The sequence below is a fragment of the Pseudoalteromonas sp. MTN2-4 genome (genome assembly GCF_042848605.1).
Lineage (GTDB): Bacteria > Pseudomonadota > Gammaproteobacteria > Enterobacterales > Alteromonadaceae > Pseudoalteromonas.
Map to the genome: position 1 here is coordinate 156932 of NZ_BTGK01000008.1, position 17098 is coordinate 174029.

At 40.3% G+C, this 17098-nt stretch carries 16 protein-coding genes and 1 tRNA gene; 12 read left to right on the forward strand and 5 right to left on the reverse strand.

Features of this window, described 5'->3' with window-relative positions:
- Positions 1-18: 18 nt before the first annotated feature.
- Entirely contained in the window at positions 19-2253 is a 2235-nt protein-coding gene (locus ACGHEH_RS17155) for a CapA family protein (RefSeq protein ID WP_390447749.1), read from the reverse strand.
- Between the two features lie 222 nt (positions 2254-2475).
- Between ACGHEH_RS17155 and tyrR the strand changes: the two genes are divergently transcribed.
- Positions 2476-4032 carry a transcriptional regulator TyrR gene (tyrR, locus tag ACGHEH_RS17160; RefSeq protein ID WP_390447752.1) on the forward strand — a complete coding sequence of 519 codons (1557 nt, stop codon included), beginning with the start codon at positions 2476-2478 and terminating at the stop codon, positions 4030-4032.
- Between the two features lie 31 nt (positions 4033-4063).
- Here the strand turns inward: tyrR and ACGHEH_RS17165 are convergent, their stop codons facing one another.
- Complete coding sequence (locus ACGHEH_RS17165; RefSeq protein WP_390447755.1) at positions 4064-4549, reverse strand: hypothetical protein; 486 nt, start codon at positions 4547-4549, stop codon at positions 4064-4066.
- 125 nt (positions 4550-4674) lie between these two features.
- On the opposite strand from ACGHEH_RS17165, the gene ACGHEH_RS17170 reads away from it, so the two are divergent.
- Entirely contained in the window at positions 4675-5214 is a 540-nt protein-coding gene (locus ACGHEH_RS17170; RefSeq protein ID WP_390447758.1) for a thioesterase family protein, read from the forward strand.
- A gap of 40 nt (positions 5215-5254) precedes the next feature.
- Here the strand turns inward: ACGHEH_RS17170 and ACGHEH_RS17175 are convergent, their stop codons facing one another.
- On the reverse strand, positions 5255-5905 hold the full coding sequence (locus tag ACGHEH_RS17175) for an OmpW family protein (protein ID WP_390447761.1): 651 nt from the start codon (positions 5903-5905) through the stop codon (positions 5255-5257).
- Between the two features lie 263 nt (positions 5906-6168).
- Here ACGHEH_RS17175 and dapE point away from each other — a divergent pair, with 263 nt between their 5' ends.
- The 3 genes from dapE to ACGHEH_RS17190 all read left to right on the forward strand — a co-directional run bounded on the left by dapE (position 6169) and on the right by ACGHEH_RS17190 (position 8706).
- A complete protein-coding gene (dapE, locus tag ACGHEH_RS17180) occupies positions 6169-7338 on the forward strand; it encodes a succinyl-diaminopimelate desuccinylase (protein WP_390447764.1) in 1170 nt (389 codons plus the stop codon).
- Positions 7339-7505: 167 nt separating this feature from the next.
- Positions 7506-8324, forward strand: coding sequence for a MipA/OmpV family protein (locus ACGHEH_RS17185; protein WP_390447767.1), 819 nt, complete (start codon positions 7506-7508; stop codon positions 8322-8324).
- Positions 8314-8706 (forward strand): DUF3019 domain-containing protein, encoded by a 393-nt coding sequence (locus tag ACGHEH_RS17190; protein ID WP_390447769.1) that lies wholly within the window; start codon positions 8314-8316, stop codon positions 8704-8706. The genes ACGHEH_RS17185 and ACGHEH_RS17190 overlap by 11 nt, the downstream gene beginning before the upstream one ends.
- A 79-nt stretch (positions 8707-8785) precedes the next feature.
- Here the strand turns inward: ACGHEH_RS17190 and ACGHEH_RS17195 are convergent, their stop codons facing one another.
- Positions 8786-9292, reverse strand: coding sequence for a hypothetical protein (locus ACGHEH_RS17195; protein WP_390447772.1), 507 nt, complete (start codon positions 9290-9292; stop codon positions 8786-8788).
- 31 nt (positions 9293-9323) lie between these two features.
- Positions 9324-9803 (reverse strand): hypothetical protein, encoded by a 480-nt coding sequence (locus tag ACGHEH_RS17200; RefSeq protein ID WP_390447775.1) that lies wholly within the window; start codon positions 9801-9803, stop codon positions 9324-9326.
- A gap of 254 nt (positions 9804-10057) precedes the next feature.
- Here ACGHEH_RS17200 and ACGHEH_RS17205 point away from each other — a divergent pair.
- From ACGHEH_RS17205 to rpsO, 7 genes are all read left to right on the forward strand, one after another.
- Positions 10058-10134: transfer RNA gene (locus tag ACGHEH_RS17205), tRNA-Met, on the forward strand.
- A 240-nt stretch (positions 10135-10374) separates the two neighbouring features.
- A complete protein-coding gene (gene rimP / locus ACGHEH_RS17210; RefSeq protein WP_390447777.1) occupies positions 10375-10830 on the forward strand; it encodes a ribosome maturation factor RimP in 456 nt (151 codons plus the stop codon).
- Between the two features lie 38 nt (positions 10831-10868).
- A complete protein-coding gene (gene nusA / locus ACGHEH_RS17215; protein ID WP_390447779.1) occupies positions 10869-12371 on the forward strand; it encodes a transcription termination factor NusA in 1503 nt (500 codons plus the stop codon).
- Positions 12372-12398: 27 nt separating this feature from the next.
- On the forward strand, positions 12399-15050 hold the full coding sequence (infB, locus tag ACGHEH_RS17220) for a translation initiation factor IF-2 (RefSeq protein WP_390447782.1): 2652 nt from the start codon (positions 12399-12401) through the stop codon (positions 15048-15050).
- A gap of 115 nt (positions 15051-15165) precedes the next feature.
- The gene (gene rbfA / locus ACGHEH_RS17225; RefSeq protein WP_058029279.1) at positions 15166-15558 is read left to right on the forward strand and encodes a 30S ribosome-binding factor RbfA; all 393 of its coding nucleotides are present in this window, start codon (positions 15166-15168) and stop codon (positions 15556-15558) included.
- A 5-nt stretch (positions 15559-15563) separates the two neighbouring features.
- Positions 15564-16502, forward strand: a complete 939-nt coding sequence (gene truB, locus ACGHEH_RS17230) for a tRNA pseudouridine(55) synthase TruB (RefSeq protein ID WP_390447784.1) — start codon at positions 15564-15566, stop codon at positions 16500-16502.
- A 104-nt stretch (positions 16503-16606) separates the two neighbouring features.
- The gene (gene rpsO, locus ACGHEH_RS17235; protein WP_010385052.1) at positions 16607-16876 is read left to right on the forward strand and encodes a 30S ribosomal protein S15; all 270 of its coding nucleotides are present in this window, start codon (positions 16607-16609) and stop codon (positions 16874-16876) included.
- Positions 16877-17098: the final 222 nt, after the last annotated feature.

The window sequence follows — 17098 nt, forward strand, 5'->3', positions numbered from 1 at the left end:
GCGTTCCTTAAAGGTCAATCAGAATTGACTAAAGGTTAAATTTAATCGAACAGCCTTGTCAGTTGATACTTTTAAAAATGATTTTCCATGTAAATGAGTAGTACGCCACGACCGATCCGTTAATTCAATAGAATCCTGCCAAGAAATTAAAGCAATATCATCTAATTGTAGTTCAGCATTGCCATTTTGGGGAGGTGAATGAATAAACGCGAAACGGATCCCTCTAGGCGGTAAATTCTCCGGGCCCAATACATTTCTGTCATCTGGTAACTCGAAGTCTATGTTAAATGGCTGCCAATCAAACTCCCCACCTTCTAATACCGGTAAAGTTTGCTCTGAGAAAATAAGTGAGTCCTCAGAAGTTAAGATACTTAAATCTAATTCTAATTTGCCTGCATTGATGCCTTTAGCATACCCATAAAGTGTATGTTTATGAAAGACTTTACTAACGTCATCCGCAGGAGTGAGTGGAAAAGCCCTCACCGTTTGCTTAAACGGTACCCTTAGGGAAAAGTTATCAAATTGGTCTCTCGTTAAGCATAATCCTTGATTGCCTCGGTATGCACCTGTCAGACATGGCATTATATCTTCATCAGAATGATCCCAGTGATTTATTTCAAACTGAGTATCGTCATTATCCCAGTCTTCGAAATCACCAAATACTAATAAATCTCTGCCCAATATCAGTGAAGTGACCTTAACATCAGTTGTTATTTGGCTCAAAAAGCTATGGCTAGGTGCCAGCTGGCGCAAATCTATAATATGTTCACCAGGTTCAAGTTCGATAACTTCTTGATTTAATAGCGTCGGGGCAATTTGTTGAGAGAATAAAACGTCAGCATATCCTTGCCTAGGGATCACTGAGACATTACTTGAGAATTCAGCAACACGTTTTATTAAGTAATTACTTAGATCACCAGAGATTAGGCGAGGTTTATATTCTTCGATATAGATAGGGTAGGCCCTTGCTGAGCTCACTTTAGGGGTAGTGTTTTTGTTAACTCGAACTTCAACAGCAAGGCCTAAAACTGTTTCTAATCGGTTTTGATCAAACACAAAATTACCAAGTCCTAATACAGTTGGTACATTATTAAAGACGTCAAAGCCTTGCGCAACGTGAGGGTGGTGGGTCACCATTAAGTCAGGCTTTGATTCGAGCTTAGAAATCAGGTTATAGCGATTCTCAATATAGTCTGTTTGGGCATAAGAATACTCATCACCACCGTGTAATTGTATAACGGTGAAATCACTATTTTCTTTGCTTAACTGCAATGCTTCAGCTAAGGACTTTGAATCAGATAAATCAGCTGCACCACCTTTTTCTTCGTCTGCGACATAGGTCACCGCGTGATCACCACCTCTAATTGAAGTGGCAGACACTAGACCTAGGGTCGTTCCCTTAACATTTTCAAATACTGGGGCATAAGCGGCAACTTTATTTAGACCCGCACCACTGTGAAGAAGCCCAGCCTCTGATACAAACTTTAGAGAGTCATTTAGCCCATCTAATTGGTAATCGTAAACGTGGTTGTTACCCAGCGCGACATAGTCGATGCCAATTGACTTTAAACCCTCTAACGTTTCAGGTAGAGAGAAAAAAGAAAACTCTTTTGTTGGATGAACACTTACTGGCTGATTGAGCACTGGGGATTCTAAATTTACAGAAGCAAAATCTTGATTTAGAAAGAGTGGCTTTACATGTTGAGTGATTTCAATTGCAGCGGTTGATGCATTTGATTTATTAATTAAGGCATCTGGTAAATCGGGCACCGAGTTATTCATGGTTGTGATATTTGGATCCATAAAGCGGCGGCCAAACATAGTGTCACCGGCGAAAATCAAACTGATCTCATTTTCTGTTTTTTTAGATAGAACAATTACTTCGCTGTCGTTAGCTTCAGAAATATTGATGGTTGACAAGAGAATATGATAATCGGGATGGATGATCTCAACAGGGTAATTACCTAGAGTTAGTGTATCTAGATGTACTATGCCTTGAGCATTCGTTTGGTATAAGTTTCCTGCAACTTTCACATCTAAGTTAGTGATAGTTGTGTCTGATGAATCTGTTACCTTTAAAGAGAAAGGTATAACAGTTTCAACGACTTTATCACGTTCATCTGATTCTTCTTGCTGTTGCTCAGAAGGGCCCGTCTCATATGGGTCTTCAACTGAACACGCCGATATGAATATGAGTAGCGAATAAGCTATAAAGAGGTTTACAAATTTTTTTGGGTAGCTAGTTAATGACATTTAAAACTCACATATATCAGACGTTAGTATTATAAAATATTTGTTTAGCTTTATGCAATTGTTAAATTTGTATTTAATATGTGTACTTAGCAATTTATTAAAATAGCTTACATTAAGAATAAGTATAGTGAAACGTTCAATAATGTTTACATTTTTCTAGTCTGACGACTATTCTTAGAGTATCATTTCGCCGTGTCATGTATAGCCCTGTTTGAGGAACGAATGCGTCTTGAAATCCTGTGTGCCGATCGGATAGGAATTGCACAAGAAGTTTTGAATATATTGGTAAATTATCAGGTTGACCTTAAGGGCATTGAGGTCGATTCGGTCAATTGCAAAATGTATGTCAGCTTCCCACCTATCGAGTTTGAACAATTTCAGAAAATAATGCCTGAGATTCGCTTAATTGATGGTGTTGAAGATGTGCGTACTACTGCTTTCTTACCTTCTGAGAGAGAGCATAATGAGCTCAATACTTTGCTTAGTGCGCTCCCTGATGGTGTGATATCCATCGATGCAAAAGGGTGGGTTCGTCATTGTAATGACGCAGCTTGTAAAGATCTCAGTTTGAGCTTAGACGATGTGCTGGGTGAGAATATTAATAACCTTCTAAAAGGATTTAACTTCACACGTTGGCTAGAAGGTAAAGAAGTATTAGGGCAAACCACGCGTGTTGAAGTGGGTGGTGAAGATTATATTGCTGACATCTTACCGATCACTGTGCCGCAAAAACCAGATGGCGATATCCTTGCCGGCGCGGTAATTAATATTAAATCGCAAAGCCGTTTAGGCCAGCAAGTCAGTGCGTTTAGGCGTTACGGACAAGAAAGTTTTGCTACGATTCATAGTAATAGCACAGCGATGCGCCGTGTAGTGCGTGAAGCGCGTAAAATGTCCCAACTAGATGCGCCAATCTTAATTACGGGCGAGACAGGCACAGGTAAAGAGTTGTTGGCTAGGGCATGTCACTACGCATCAAATCGTTCAATTAAACCCTTCATCGCTCTGTCATGTGCTTCTTTACCTGATGATGTTGCAGAGTCAGAGTTATTTGGGTACGCAGGCTTTGAGGAGAATGCTGCACCAAAACGAGGCGTATTAGAGCAAGCCGATGGCGGCACTGTCTTTTTAGATGAAGTTGGCGAAATGTCGACCCAGTTGCAGACAAAACTGCTTCGTTTCTTGCAAGATGGCACGTTCAGAAAAGTAGGCGATGAAAATGAAGTCAAAGTCAATGTCAGGATCATTGCGGCGACTCAGAAAGACCTACCAGCGATGGTTCAAGAAGGATCTTTCAGAGAGGACTTGTACTACCGTATTAATGTACTGACTTTAGATATCGCACCGCTTCGAGATAGAAAGGCTGATATTGGTCCTCTCACAGAGCACTTTATTCAAAAGTACGCACAGCAAAATGGTCAGCCTGCACCAACGCTCGAGCCAGATTGTTTAGTCTTTTTAGAGCAATACCCTTGGCCTGGTAATGTGAGACAACTTGAAAATGCAGTGTATCGCGCAGTTTCTTTACTGGATGACAAAGAGCTTCGTGTTGAGCATATGCAATTACCAACATTCACCCATGAACTTGGATATTTGGAATCTGATTTTGAAGGCACTTTAGAGCATGCGGTTAAACGATTTGAAGCTACCTTATTGAGAAAGCTTTATCCAGCGTATCCTAGCTCTAGACAACTTGCAAAAAGGCTGGGCTTAAGCCATACCGCAGTGGCAAATAAATTAAGAGAGTACGGCATAAACAGAAAGACCGTAAAAGTTTAGCGTCATTCAGCTAAGTCATTAAGATATGGGACTACTTTTTTGCGCCCATATCTTTTGTCACGCCATCTATTTTGATGTTATCAATTCCTCTTTCGTTAAACTTAATCTGAATACTGACGTTATTTTTAACCAAAAAATAATCAACTTTATTAAGAGAGAGTACATAGTTACCTTTCACTGGTACATTAAATTTTTTTTTCTTTAATGTTATTGTTTGCTCACCGAGTTGCCATTCAAAACTGTAAATAAAACCAGTATTGAATTCTTGAACCCATACTTTTTCATCGTCTTTACTGAGTGTTAAGGCAATAGAATATGACTCAGGCAAACTGGACATGTTATAGGTCTTTTCACCTATTCGAAATGTTTCCTTTTGTTCATCCCAAGCAAAGCCAAATGCAAAGGTTTTGTCTACGCCTGTTGGGTAAGTGATTTTTCCTTTTCCCTCGAAATCAAAGTTGGCAAAAACACAGGAAGAAAAGAGCAAGCAGGTAAGCACAAAAGGATATAATTTCATATTAAGTTTCTTGTGAGAATAGTTATCTTTTAAGATTAGTGGAGCAAATACGGCTTAGCAACAATTTATTGTGAGTAACTAAGCTTATGTTAAACTTTATTTTTTACTTACTGGTTGGACCATAAATGAACCTGTATTTTAGGCTGATACTGCTACTTTTAAAGATTAAAAGAAACAATGAATACAAAGGCTTACTGGATGTTAGCGACATAGATTTTAAAGTAATGCCTAGTGACTGCGATATTAATATGCACTTGACCAATTCGCGATATCTTGCCTTTATGGACTTAGCTCGAACTTGGATGACAGAAGAGATTGGCCTATTTAAGGTCGTGATGAAGCGTCGATGGTTTCCAATTGTTAATGCAACGGCCATTACTTATATCCGAGATATTAAACCGCTTGAATCATTTAAAGTCAGCACTCAGTTAGTCGGATGGGACCATAAATATTTTTACATAGAGCAAAAATTTACAACGGCGAGAGGCCTGCATGCGATAGCTTATGTAAGGGGGGTGTTTAAAAGTAAACAAGGTATTGTCTCTGTTGAAGATATGCTTGCGGCAGCAAATTACTCGGGTCCAGCTCCTGTATTATCTGAAGAAATAGAACATTGGAAAGCGATGTTAGAGGCGAAGAAAAGCAATAACAAAAAAGGCCACTGATTGTGGCCTTAGGGATCGAGAAAGTAACTGTTTTTTTTACTTAGAATTTGTACTTAACACCTAGCATAGCTACGACAGGGTCAAGCTCAACATCTGATGTTAGTGCTTTTGCACCATTTGCATATACTGTTGCGTCAGTGTTGATATCAATTTTTGATACCATACCATGGACACCCCACTTTTCATCAATGTCATAATTGAATCCAGCTTGAAGTGCGATGCCGAAAGAGTTATCAAGCTCAACTTTTACATCATCAGTTTTCAGTGTTGCTTTAAGCGCTGCGCTTGGGTCTTCACTGAAGAAAGCCGTATAGTTTAGGCCTGCACCAACAAATGGGCGAAATTTTGCTGTTGAATCAAAAAAGTGATACTGAGCTAAAAATGTAGGTGGTAGGTGTTTAACCTTAGCGATTTCAGCACCAGCAAGACCACCTGCACCATTTACTGTATGAGAAAATGGGGTCGCTGCAACTAATTCAAATACAATGTTATCAGTGTATTTATAATCGAAAGTAATACCCAGCTGTGTATTTGAATCTGCTACTAATCCAAGTGCTTTATTTTGATCAATAGCTGAAGCTGTGTTGCTAGGGTTCACATTAATAAGACCAACATTAACGCTTAATTTAGCTTGTGCTAAAGGGGCGGCTACTAGAAGAGTAGTAAGTAGAGCTGCGCCAAGTTTTTTCATTTTCATCTCCTGATGCCTTTGCAAGGTATGTAATTTTTTTCTTGAAGCCACTATAGGCCAGTCTAGAAAACGAAAACTGTTCTAGATCAAATTTTATTTCAGGTTATTTCAGAAATTTTTGAAACTTTGATTTAGATTAATTTTTGGGTATCAAAATTAATTTTTACATGCGCCAAAGACTTAAAATTGCAAGTAAAGTGACACACGAATGCAATACTGAAACGTTTAAATAACATTCAATATTTTGTGTATAAACGAACGTTATGATTAGTGCAGCTATTGAAAACAAAACGGACCTTGAAGTCATAGATTTTCTTCAAACCTTGGTCAGAGCTAAGTCAATCACCCCCGATGATGCAGGTACTTTAAGTTGGCTTTCTGAACAACTGAGTCAACTTGGGTTTGACATAAAGGTTTTGGAAGTCAATGGCGTTAAAAATTTAATTGCCGCAAAACAATTTGGTCCTGGGCCGAGCTTAGGCTTCATTGGTCATGTCGATGTAGTGCCTGCAAATTCTGATGGGTGGAAGGTTTGTCCATTTTCAGGCGAAATATTGGAAGATTGTATTTATGGAAGAGGCGTTGCTGATATGAAAGGCGGTATCGCAGCTATGCTATCCGCGACCAAAAAAATGCTCAATCAAACATCACCTCAAGTAGGCAGCTTGTATTGGTTAATTACCTCCGACGAAGAAGGGGAAGCTGAATATGGTAGTAAAGAAATCGCTGCATATCTGTCGAACAACAACATAGTACTGGATGCGTGTCTAGTCGGTGAACCGACCGCAGATATAATTGCTGGAGATACCATAAAAAATGGTCGCAGAGGTGCGCTATCAGGTCGTATTCGCATAAAAGGAAAAGCTGGGCATGTTGCATACCCTGAAAACAGTGTAAATGCGGCACACATTAGTGGCAATATAATTAATAGTCTGACCAACATTGTTTGGAAGTTGGATGAGTGTGGTTCTAAAACGGGGTTACAGATAACTGGACTACAGGTTAATAATAGTGTAGACAATATTATTCCGGACAACTGTGAGATTACTTTTAATGTCCGTTATAGTCATAATTATAATAGCAAGGCAATTATAAAGCAGGTTGAACAGGCATTAGTTGAAAACCAAGCATATATACAGTGTGAGTGGGAAAGGCCTTGTGAGTCTTATTACACTGGACATAAACAAAATAATTGCTTTTTAGCCTTAGTCGAGCGGGCGATTTATGACACCTGTGGTCAATACCCTAAACTGACCACTGCCGGAGGTACATCGGATGGCCGTTTTTTTTCAAATAGCCATACTCAAGTCATCGAGTGTGGAGTAGCTAACGCAACCATACATCAAGTTAATGAGCGTATTGCAATAGCTGATTTAATTCAGGTGAAACAAATTTACTATGCTATTTTAAAAGATTACTTTAACTGTAAATAGTCGTTGCGCCTTGTTGCATTTGTTTACAACTCTTTTTGGCTGAGTGCTGTTCATGATTTGGGAAAGTGAGTAAAATTGTAAGTACATCATTTTCATATTGTTGGACACCACAAGCTTACGTTATCATGCAAGGAAGAATGACAATAAACACAGCTTTAATAAAAACAATGAAAAAAATAACAACTCTGTTGCTATGTTGTTTTTGCTTCTTTTCTACTTTAAGCCACGCAGATGAACATCTTGAAAAAGACGAATTGCTATGGCAATTCAGCTTAGGCACGTTTTGGGTCGATTCAACCATGACGCAACTCGTAGGGGCCAAGTCTCATTTTAGTGCGCCTGGCTTATTGATTGATGCAAAAATCGAATATAAAAACTTTTATTTGAACACCCACTCAGGTGACTTCTATGGTGGTTCAGATCTGGGATACCAATTAGTCACTGAAGAAGGTTGGGGTATTGATGCCATTCTAGGTAGCTACCAGCAGCCGTTTAATGAAAATGGCTATTATGAAAATGAAGACCAAGTTCCTGAACTCGCAGGTATCAAAGAGAGAGAGCATGATCTTTCTCTTGGGTTTGCTTACTACTTCAATCACGGAGAATTTCAAACCGTCACAGAGTTAGTATTTGATGTATTTGGAGACAGTGATGGCTGGTTATTTCATTTTGATACGACTCGCAACTTCGAGCTACGAAACTGGGATGTTTGGTTAAATATAGGTGCAAACTATTATTCATCTGCTTTTATTGATTATTATTATGGCATTGATGCAGATGAAGCGACTGCTTTCAGGCCTGAATATGTAGTAAGTAATACCTCGTCATTTTATTTACAGCTACAAGCAGATTACCCAATAGCTGAAAATTGGGTCTTTAGTGCTGGTGCATCTGGTTTTATTTATTCATCTCATATTGTAGAAAGCCCAATTGTTCACTCCAGGCACGCTCGTGTCTTTTTTGCAGGAGTGAAGTATGTATTTTAAGATGATCTCATTTTGTTCGTTGCTTGTGACTTCTATAAGTTATGCACAAACAAAAGATGAAGGACCAACCGAGATCTTAAACGTCATGCCTAGCAAGTGCGTGGCGTTGAATGAAGGGCGAACCTGCTATACCGATGTGAAGTTTGCTGTCACAGCACCTGATATTGGTGACTACTGTTTAAGAGAAAGTGGCACGAAGAAAATCCTTCAGTGTTGGGCAAATACTAAAACTTTCATGTATACACTGAATTTTGGCTCAACAGAAAGTATTAGCTATGAGTTAATCTCTAAGCAAAAAAGAGATACCTTGGCTGTCACCACCATCGAAGTGAACTGGGTACATAAGATTAAGTCTAAAAAGCGTCGTTGGAGAATATTTTAAGGAAGACAAACAGTCTTCCTTAAAATTTGGGTACCCAATAGAGGAAAGTTAAAGCATTAAAAAAGCTTTAAAAATGGAATTATTTGCATTGCTCAATCAGTTCACGTAAATGCTGACCGACATCCTGCGTTTTATTTTGGCCTTGTTCAAGTAAATTTGTTAATTGAGTTTGTAATTCTGATAACTCATATTCACCGAGTAAAGTTTTAAGGTAATCAACGGTTTCAGCTCCATGCTGAAGGAGTTGACCGATAGTTTCTAAACTAAGCTCTTGTTCGGTTAAGTTATTGATTGTATCGACTAACCCAGCTAAGTCAGCACTATCTTGTAACGCACCCTCAACTTCTACCAAAGCACCCATAGGATCAGCATCTAAGCTGGTTGCAACACAGGCTGCGACACTGCCTTTTTCAGCTGATGCAGCAACAGCTTGTAAACCTTGCTCTCGAATAGCTTCAATTGCAGCCTTTAATTCTTGATTTTCGGATAAGTATTGCTGTTCAATCCGTGCTTTCGAACTGTCGAAAACATCACAGGCAGTCAAAGATATGGTAAAAATACCTGCAAAAAATAATGCTTTTTTCATTTATGTTCCTAATAAGCGAATTTCTTACAGTTTACGGATCTGAACGCAATTTTCCATTCAATTGAGACGTCATACTATGCTTATTTCGATATTGCAGCATAGATATCACATTACTGTAACCATGGATTTGCGTTTGTACCATATTAGTAAAGACAAACAATATACTTTGCCAAGCTTTGTGCACTGCGAGTGTAAACTTAGATTTAAGAGTTGTGCTTAATGCCATCATGAATGCTTCTCTAAACAGGTTTACTTGGTCTCTGTCTTGAAAAAGCCGGCTTAAATAATCTCGGTTTTTCTCTATATAAAGCCAAATGCTCTGCTGAGAAGTTAAATGTTCAGTAAGAGAGCAAATGTATTGTTTATGATCAAAAATATTCGAGCAAGGAATAAAAGTGGGCAGTTTCTTTTTAACTAATAAATTAAAGTAAGTGAAGAAATGCTCAAAATCATTGCAGATATCTTCACTCGAAGTGGTTAACAACTTAAATTGGTAAGGGGATAAACTCATAATGAGTGCCTCATAAACATTAGGCACGTCCATTTGCATTAATATATACCACTTAAATTGATGGTATAGCCTCGTCAAAGCGCTTAATAAAAAGTATAGAGTGCTTTAAAATTTTTGAGTTAAAAATTCAGGAGTTTCTGTTTTTTACTCATAAATAAAGAAATCAGGGCGTATTTATTTGCTTTATGGTTGCTTATTTATGGAACACTCCCTATAATACAGCCTGTTTTTGCAGTAGTAGTGCTGCACGTTGGCGCGGGATGGAGCAGCCTGGTAGCTCGTCGGGCTCATAACCCGAAGGTCGTCGGTTCAAATCCGGCTCCCGCAACCAATTTTAGATGACATAGTTATGTTTTCTTACTCTGGTAGCGCGCATTCATTGTAATGCGCGTTTTGCGTTTATAGCGTTCGTATTTAGCGCTATCGTGACCAAGCAAGGCCTCAGGCCGCACAGTTTTGTATTTAGTGTGACGCCCCGCTTGGTCCGGGGCGTTGTTGTATCTAAAGCTTGCTAAAGATACATGATTACTCTGGGCATTTTGCCCTTTTTTTGTTTGTATGGAGGATATTTGTGTCAAAAATCGAGCTAGAATTAACAGCTATGCTAGAGCCTGCTGTTGAAGCATTGGGATTCGAACTTTTGGGTCTAGAGTTTGTGCAAGCCGGTAGACACTCAACTCTACGTGTTTACATCGAACATGAGAATGGCATCACGGTTGATAACTGTGCTGATGTGAGTCGCCAAGTGAGTGCGATTTTAGACGTTGAAGATCCGATTACAAATGAATACGACCTTGAAGTGTCTTCACCAGGTGTTGATAGACCATTATTCAAGCCTGCTCATTATGAGCAAGCACAAGGTGAAGAATTAAGAGTTCGTACCAAGCTTCCTCAAGATGGAAGAAGAAATTTTAAAGGTGATTTAGTTGCTGTATCTGGTGACATGATCACTCTCCAAATCGATGGGCAAGATCATATGATCATGCTTAGCAATATTGAACGTGCCAACATCATCGCAAAATTTTAATAATTAGAGCGAAGGACAAGGGCAAGCGAGGCATTATTATGGCAAAAGAAATACTTTTAGTAGCAGAAGCCGTTTCAAATGAAAAAGCGGTTCCTAGAGAAAAAATCTTTGAGGCGTTAGAATTTGCATTAGCAACGGCAACAAAGAAAAAGCATGAAGGTGAAATTGACGTTCGTGTTTCAATTGACCGTAAAACGGGTGAATACGATACTTTCCGTCGTTGGATGGTTGTAAACCCACAAGAAGATGGCTCATTAGAAAACCCATTTTCTGAGATCACTTTAGAAGCTGCAAGTTATGATGACGATAGCATTGGACTAGGTGATTTTGTCGAAGAACAAATTGAGTCAATCAAATTTGATCGTATTACTACGCAAATGGCGAAGCAAGTAATCGTACAAAAAGTACGTGAAGCAGAGCGTGCGCTGGTTGTTGAAGCTTATAAAGATCAGCAAGGTGAGCTTGTTACTGGTGTAGTTAAGAAAGCAACACGCGATGCAATTGTCATTGATTTAGGTAACAACGCAGAAGCTGTAATTTATCGCGAAGATATGTTACCTCGCGAAAGCTTCCGCCCGGGTGACCGTGTTCGTGGCTTATTATACGAAGTTAAACCAGAAGCACGTGGTGCGCAATTATTTGTAACGCGTTCTAAGCCTGAGATGCTAATGGAATTATTCCGCATTGAAGTGCCTGAAATTGGCGAGGAAATGATTGAACTTCGCGGTGCAGCTCGTGACCCAGGTTCACGTGCTAAGATTGCGGTTAAGTCAAATGATAAGCGTATTGACCCTGTAGGTGCATGTGTTGGTATGCGTGGTGCGCGTGTGCAAGCTGTTTCGACAGAGCTTGGTGGAGAGCGTGTTGATATCGTGCTTTACGATGATAACCCTGCTCAGTTTGTTATCAATGCAATGGCACCTGCGGAAGTAGCATCAATTGTAATGGATGAAGATTCACGTTCAATGGATATCGCAGTAGAAGCAGATAACCTTGCGCAAGCGATTGGTCGTAACGGTCAAAACATCCGTCTAGCTAGTCAGTTAACGGGCTGGGAACTAAACGTGATGACAGTAGAAGATATGGAAGCGAAGAACGCGGCTGAATCTGATAAACTGATCAACTTATTTACTGAAAACTTAGACATCGATGATGACTTTGCAACTTTACTTATTAACGAAGGTTTCTCTTCACTTGAAGAAGTTGCTTACGTGCCCGCGGCTGAGTTCTTAGAAATCGATGGTCTTGATGAAGACACGGTTGAAGAGCTACGCAATCGTGCGAAAGATGCACTAACAACAAGTGCTCTGAAAACTGAAGAAAGTCTTGAAGGCGCAGAGCCAGCTGAAGACTTACTTGCTCTAGAGGGGTTAGAGCGTCACCTTGCATTTGTAATGGCAAGTAAAGGCGTTGTGACACTTGAAGATTTAGCAGAGCAAGGTATTGACGAATTAGTAGAGATTACTGAACTTTCAGAAGAACAAGCGGGTGAACTTATCATGGCTGCTCGTAATATCTGTTGGTTTGGTGAAGACGCATAAAATTTATTAACGGAGGTAACACACACTATGGCAGAAGTAAGTATTGAAAAACTGGCCGAAACTATTGATACATCTGTTGATAAACTGTTGCAGCAATTAAGTGATGCTGGGATCAGCAAAAGCAATGGTGATATGGTCACTGAAGCTGAAAAAGCACAATTACTTGATCATTTGAGCAAGCAGCACGGTGGTAAAGGTGCTGAAGGCCCAGAGCGTATGACATTACAGCGTAAAAGCAAAAGCACTTTAAGCGTCAAAGGTTCAACAGGTAAAGAGAAATCTGTACAAGTTGAAGTTCGTAAAAAGCGCACTTATGTCAAGAAGAGCGCCGTTGAACAGCAAAAAGAGCAAGAGCGTTTAGCGCAAGAGGAAGCTGCTCGTAAAGAAGCTGAGTTGAAAGCTCAGCAAGAAGCTGAACAAAAGGCGAAAGAAGAAGCAGAGCGTAAAGCAAAAGAGGAAGCAGAGCGCAAAGCTAAAGAAGAGGCAAAGCGTAAAGCTGATGCTGAACGTAAAGCCAAAGAACAGCAGAGCAAGCAAGTGGATACAGAACAGCAAGAGAAAGATCGTCTAGAGGCTGAAAGATTGCAGAAAGAAGCAGAAGAAGCAGCATTGAAAAAAGCTGAAGAAGAAGCAAAACGTCAAGCAGAAGAAGCACGTCGTTTAGCTGAAGAAAACGAAGCGCGCTGGAAAAAGGAAGAAGAAGAGCGCAAGAAGCGCGAAGAAACAGCAGATCATCACATGACTACATCAACCTATGCTCGTGAAGCAGAAGATGAGTCAGATGCGCGTGAAGAAAAGAGTGCACGTCGTAAGAAAAAGAAGAAAGGTCCAGCAAAAGCTGAAGCACCAGCAAGAGGCCGTAAGGGCAAGCTGAAGGCACCTACTTCTTTACAACATGGTTTCCAAAAGCCAGTTGCAGACGTAAAACAAGAAGTTCGCATCAGTGAAACAATTACAGTTGCAGAGCTTGCATCTCGCATGGCGGTTAAGGGCGTTGAAGTCGTTAAAACCATGATGAAGATGGGTGAAATGGTTACTATTAACCAAGTACTTGATCAAGAAACAGCACAAGTTGTTGCTGAAGAAATGGGTCACAAGGTTGTTCTTGTTAAAGAGAACGAGCTAGAAGAAAAAGTGTTAAATGACCGTTGTGAAGGTTCTGCTGAACTACAATCACGTGCGCCAGTTGTAACGGTTATGGGTCACGTTGACCACGGTAAAACGTCAACACTTGATTACATTCGTTCTAAGAACGTGGTATCGGGTGAAGCGGGTGGTATTACCCAGCATATCGGTGCTTACCACGTTGAAACTGACAACGGCATGGTTACTTTCCTAGATACTCCAGGTCACGCAGCGTTTACTTCAATGCGTGCTCGTGGTGCGAAAGCAACTGATATTGTAATCCTAGTTGTTGCAGCTGATGATGGTGTAATGCCACAAACAATCGAAGCGGTACAGCACGCGAAAGCAGCTGAAGTACCACTTATTGTTGCTGTAAACAAAATCGATAAAGAAACAGCTGACCCAGATCGTGTTAAGAACGAACTTTCTCAGCACGATGTAATTCCTGAAGACTGGGGCGGTGACGTACAGTTCGTTCACATCTCAGCGAAAACAGGTCAAGGTGTTGATGAATTACTTGAAGCTGTTCTTATGCAGGCTGAAATTCTTGAACTTACAGCAGTTCATGACGGTATGGCGTCAGGTGTTGTCATTGAGTCTCGTCTAGATAAAGGCCGTGGTCCTGTTGCTTCTGTTCTCGTTCAGTCAGGCACGCTTAAGCAAGGTGATATTGTACTTTGTGGTCTTGAGTACGGCCGTGTTCGTGCAATGAAAGATGAAGATGGTAAAGACATCAAGCAAGCTGGCCCTTCAATTCCTGTGGAGATTCTGGGTCTTTCTGGTGTGCCAGCTGCAGGTGATGAAGCGACTGTTGTTAAAGATGAGCGTAAAGCCCGTGAAGTAGCACTTTATCGTCAAGGTAAGTTCCGTGATGTTAAACTTGCCCGTCAGCAGAAAGCGAAGCTTGAGAATATGTTCTCTAACATGACTGAAGGCGATGTGTCTGAAGTTAATGTGGTACTTAAAGCGGACGTTCAAGGTTCAGTTGAAGCAATTTCTGATGCACTAGTGAAACTATCAACAGATGAAGTTAAAGTGAAGATTGTTGGTACAGGTGTTGGTGGTATCACTGAAACTGATGCAACACTTGCTGCAGCATCTAACGCGATTGTTGTAGGCTTCAACGTACGTGCTGATGCTTCTGCTCGTAAAGTGATTGAAGCTGAAAGCCTAGACTTACGTTATTACAGTGTAATCTACCACTTAATCGACGAAGTTAAACAAGCAATGTCTGGTATGCTTGCACCTGAATTCAAGCAAGAAATCATTGGTCTTGCTGAAGTTCGTGATGTGTTTAAGTCACCAAAGATTGGCGCAATTGCCGGTTGTATGGTTACTGAAGGTGTTGTTAAACGTAACAATCCAATCCGCGTACTTCGTGATAACGTTGTTATCTATGAAGGTGAGCTTGAATCACTACGTCGCTTCAAAGATGACGTAAATGAAGTTCGTAACGGTATGGAATGTGGTATCGGTGTTAAGAATTACAACGATGTACGTGTAGGCGACCAAATCGAAGTATTCGAGGTTGTAGAGATCCAGCGTAGCCTTTAATCAACTGCTATACTGAATTACAAAAATGGGGGCATTTATATGCCCCCATTCGTCTATTAGAGATATGAATAAAACCATAAGTAAAATCAATGGTTTAAGTTACAAGTAGGTGATGATGAGAGAATTTTCTCGTACTGACAGAGTTGCACAGCAAATTCAAAAAGAAATCGCTGTGATCTTACAAAGAGAAATTAAAGATCCGCGTTTAGGTTTTGTGACGGTGTCTGCCGTTGAAGTTTCAAGAGACCTTTCATACGCGAAAATCTTCGTGACTGTGTTAAATACCAGTGATGAAGATAAAACCAAACAGAGCGTACAAATACTGAATGATGCAACGGGTTATATTCGTTCTATTTTAGGTAAACGTATTCGCGCTCGCATTATGCCTGAGTTGAGATTTGTGGTTGATACATCTCTTCTTGAAGGTATGCGTATTTCTAACTTAGTTGACTCTGTGATCCGTGAAGACAATGCAAAGCGCGGCCCAGAGGAAGAAAGCGAAGAGTAATTAGCATGGCGAGACGATCTAAAGGTCGCCCGGTTGATGGCATTTTACTTCTTCATAAGCCAGAAGGCATTTCTTCAAATAAAGCATTACAGCGCGCTAAAGGAATTTACTTTGCGCAAAAAGCAGGTCACACAGGGGCACTAGACCCACTTGCAACAGGTATGCTACCAATTTGTTTTGGTGAAGCGACTAAGTTCAGCCAGTTTTTACTTGATACTGATAAAACGTACGTTGTTAGAGCTAAGCTCGGCGAGCGTACCACCACCTCAGACTCTGACGGTGAAGTAGTCGAAACACGTCCAGTTGCAGTGACGCAAGAAATGCTTGAAGAGCAAGTAGCTAGCTTTTTAGGTGAATCAGATCAGTACCCTTCGATGTACTCAGCGCTGAAATACGAAGGCAAGCCTTTGTATTTTTATGCAAGACAAGGTATTGAAGTGCCACGAAAATGTCGCAAGATCAATGTGTTCAGTTTAACACTTGACGAATATGACGCGGAAAATGAAGAAATTCAAATGACAGCGCATGTGTCGAAAGGCACTTATATTCGCACGATTGTTGACGACTTAGGTGAAAAGCTTGGCTGTGGTGCACATGTGATTATGCTTCATCGTTCGAAAGTGGGGCATTATCCAAGTGATAAAATGCTGTCACTAGAGCAACTTGAAGAAAAGCTTAATCAGGCGAAAGCAGAAGATTTACCTGCAAGTACGTATCTTGACGAATTGCTGTTACCCATGGATACCGCACTCGTTGATTTACCTTGTATTGAAATTGATGAAGCGCAAGGCATTGCATTTGGCCACGGTCAAACGGTAAGTTGTGGTGAGTTGCCAGACGGTCCAATTAAAGTTGTTGCCAATGGACAATTTGCCGGTGTGGGTGAGCGTAATGATCAAGGCTTACTTAAAGCAAAACGTGCACTTTCAAGTCAACAAGATTAAATACTAGAGTTTAGGTGTGAATGTTGATAAACTACGCGCCGCTTCCCGCTTTGGCTGAATTAGTGATCGGCTAAAGCACAATTTAAATTTATTTTGGAGTTATTATGTCACTAAGCAACCAAGAAAAAGCAGAAATCGTAGCAAAATTCGCACGTGCAGAAGGCGACACTGGTTCACCAGAAGTACAAGTTGCACTTCTAACTGCTGACATCAACAAGCTACAAGGTCACTTCGCTAATCATAAGCATGATTTCCACTCACGTCGTGGTCTTCTACGTAAAGTTAGCCAACGTCGTAACCTTCTAGACTACCTAAAAGGTAAGAGTGTTGAGCGTTATTCTGCACTAATCAAAGAGCTTGGCCTACGTCGCTAATCTTTTTGTTTATGTTGGCTTTTTAGCCAATGATAAAAAAGGGGCCTAATCGCCCCTTTTTTTGTGGGTATTCTACAAGTATAATTACTCGCACTTGGCAATTTTGCCGAGTGAACGCCGACGCGTTAGCCAATTGTAGTACTTAAGCAGACTTATTGAGTCTGTTTAAGACTGTAATTGGTGATTGTTGGCGTTTTATTTTGTTTTAAATAAGGAAAATAT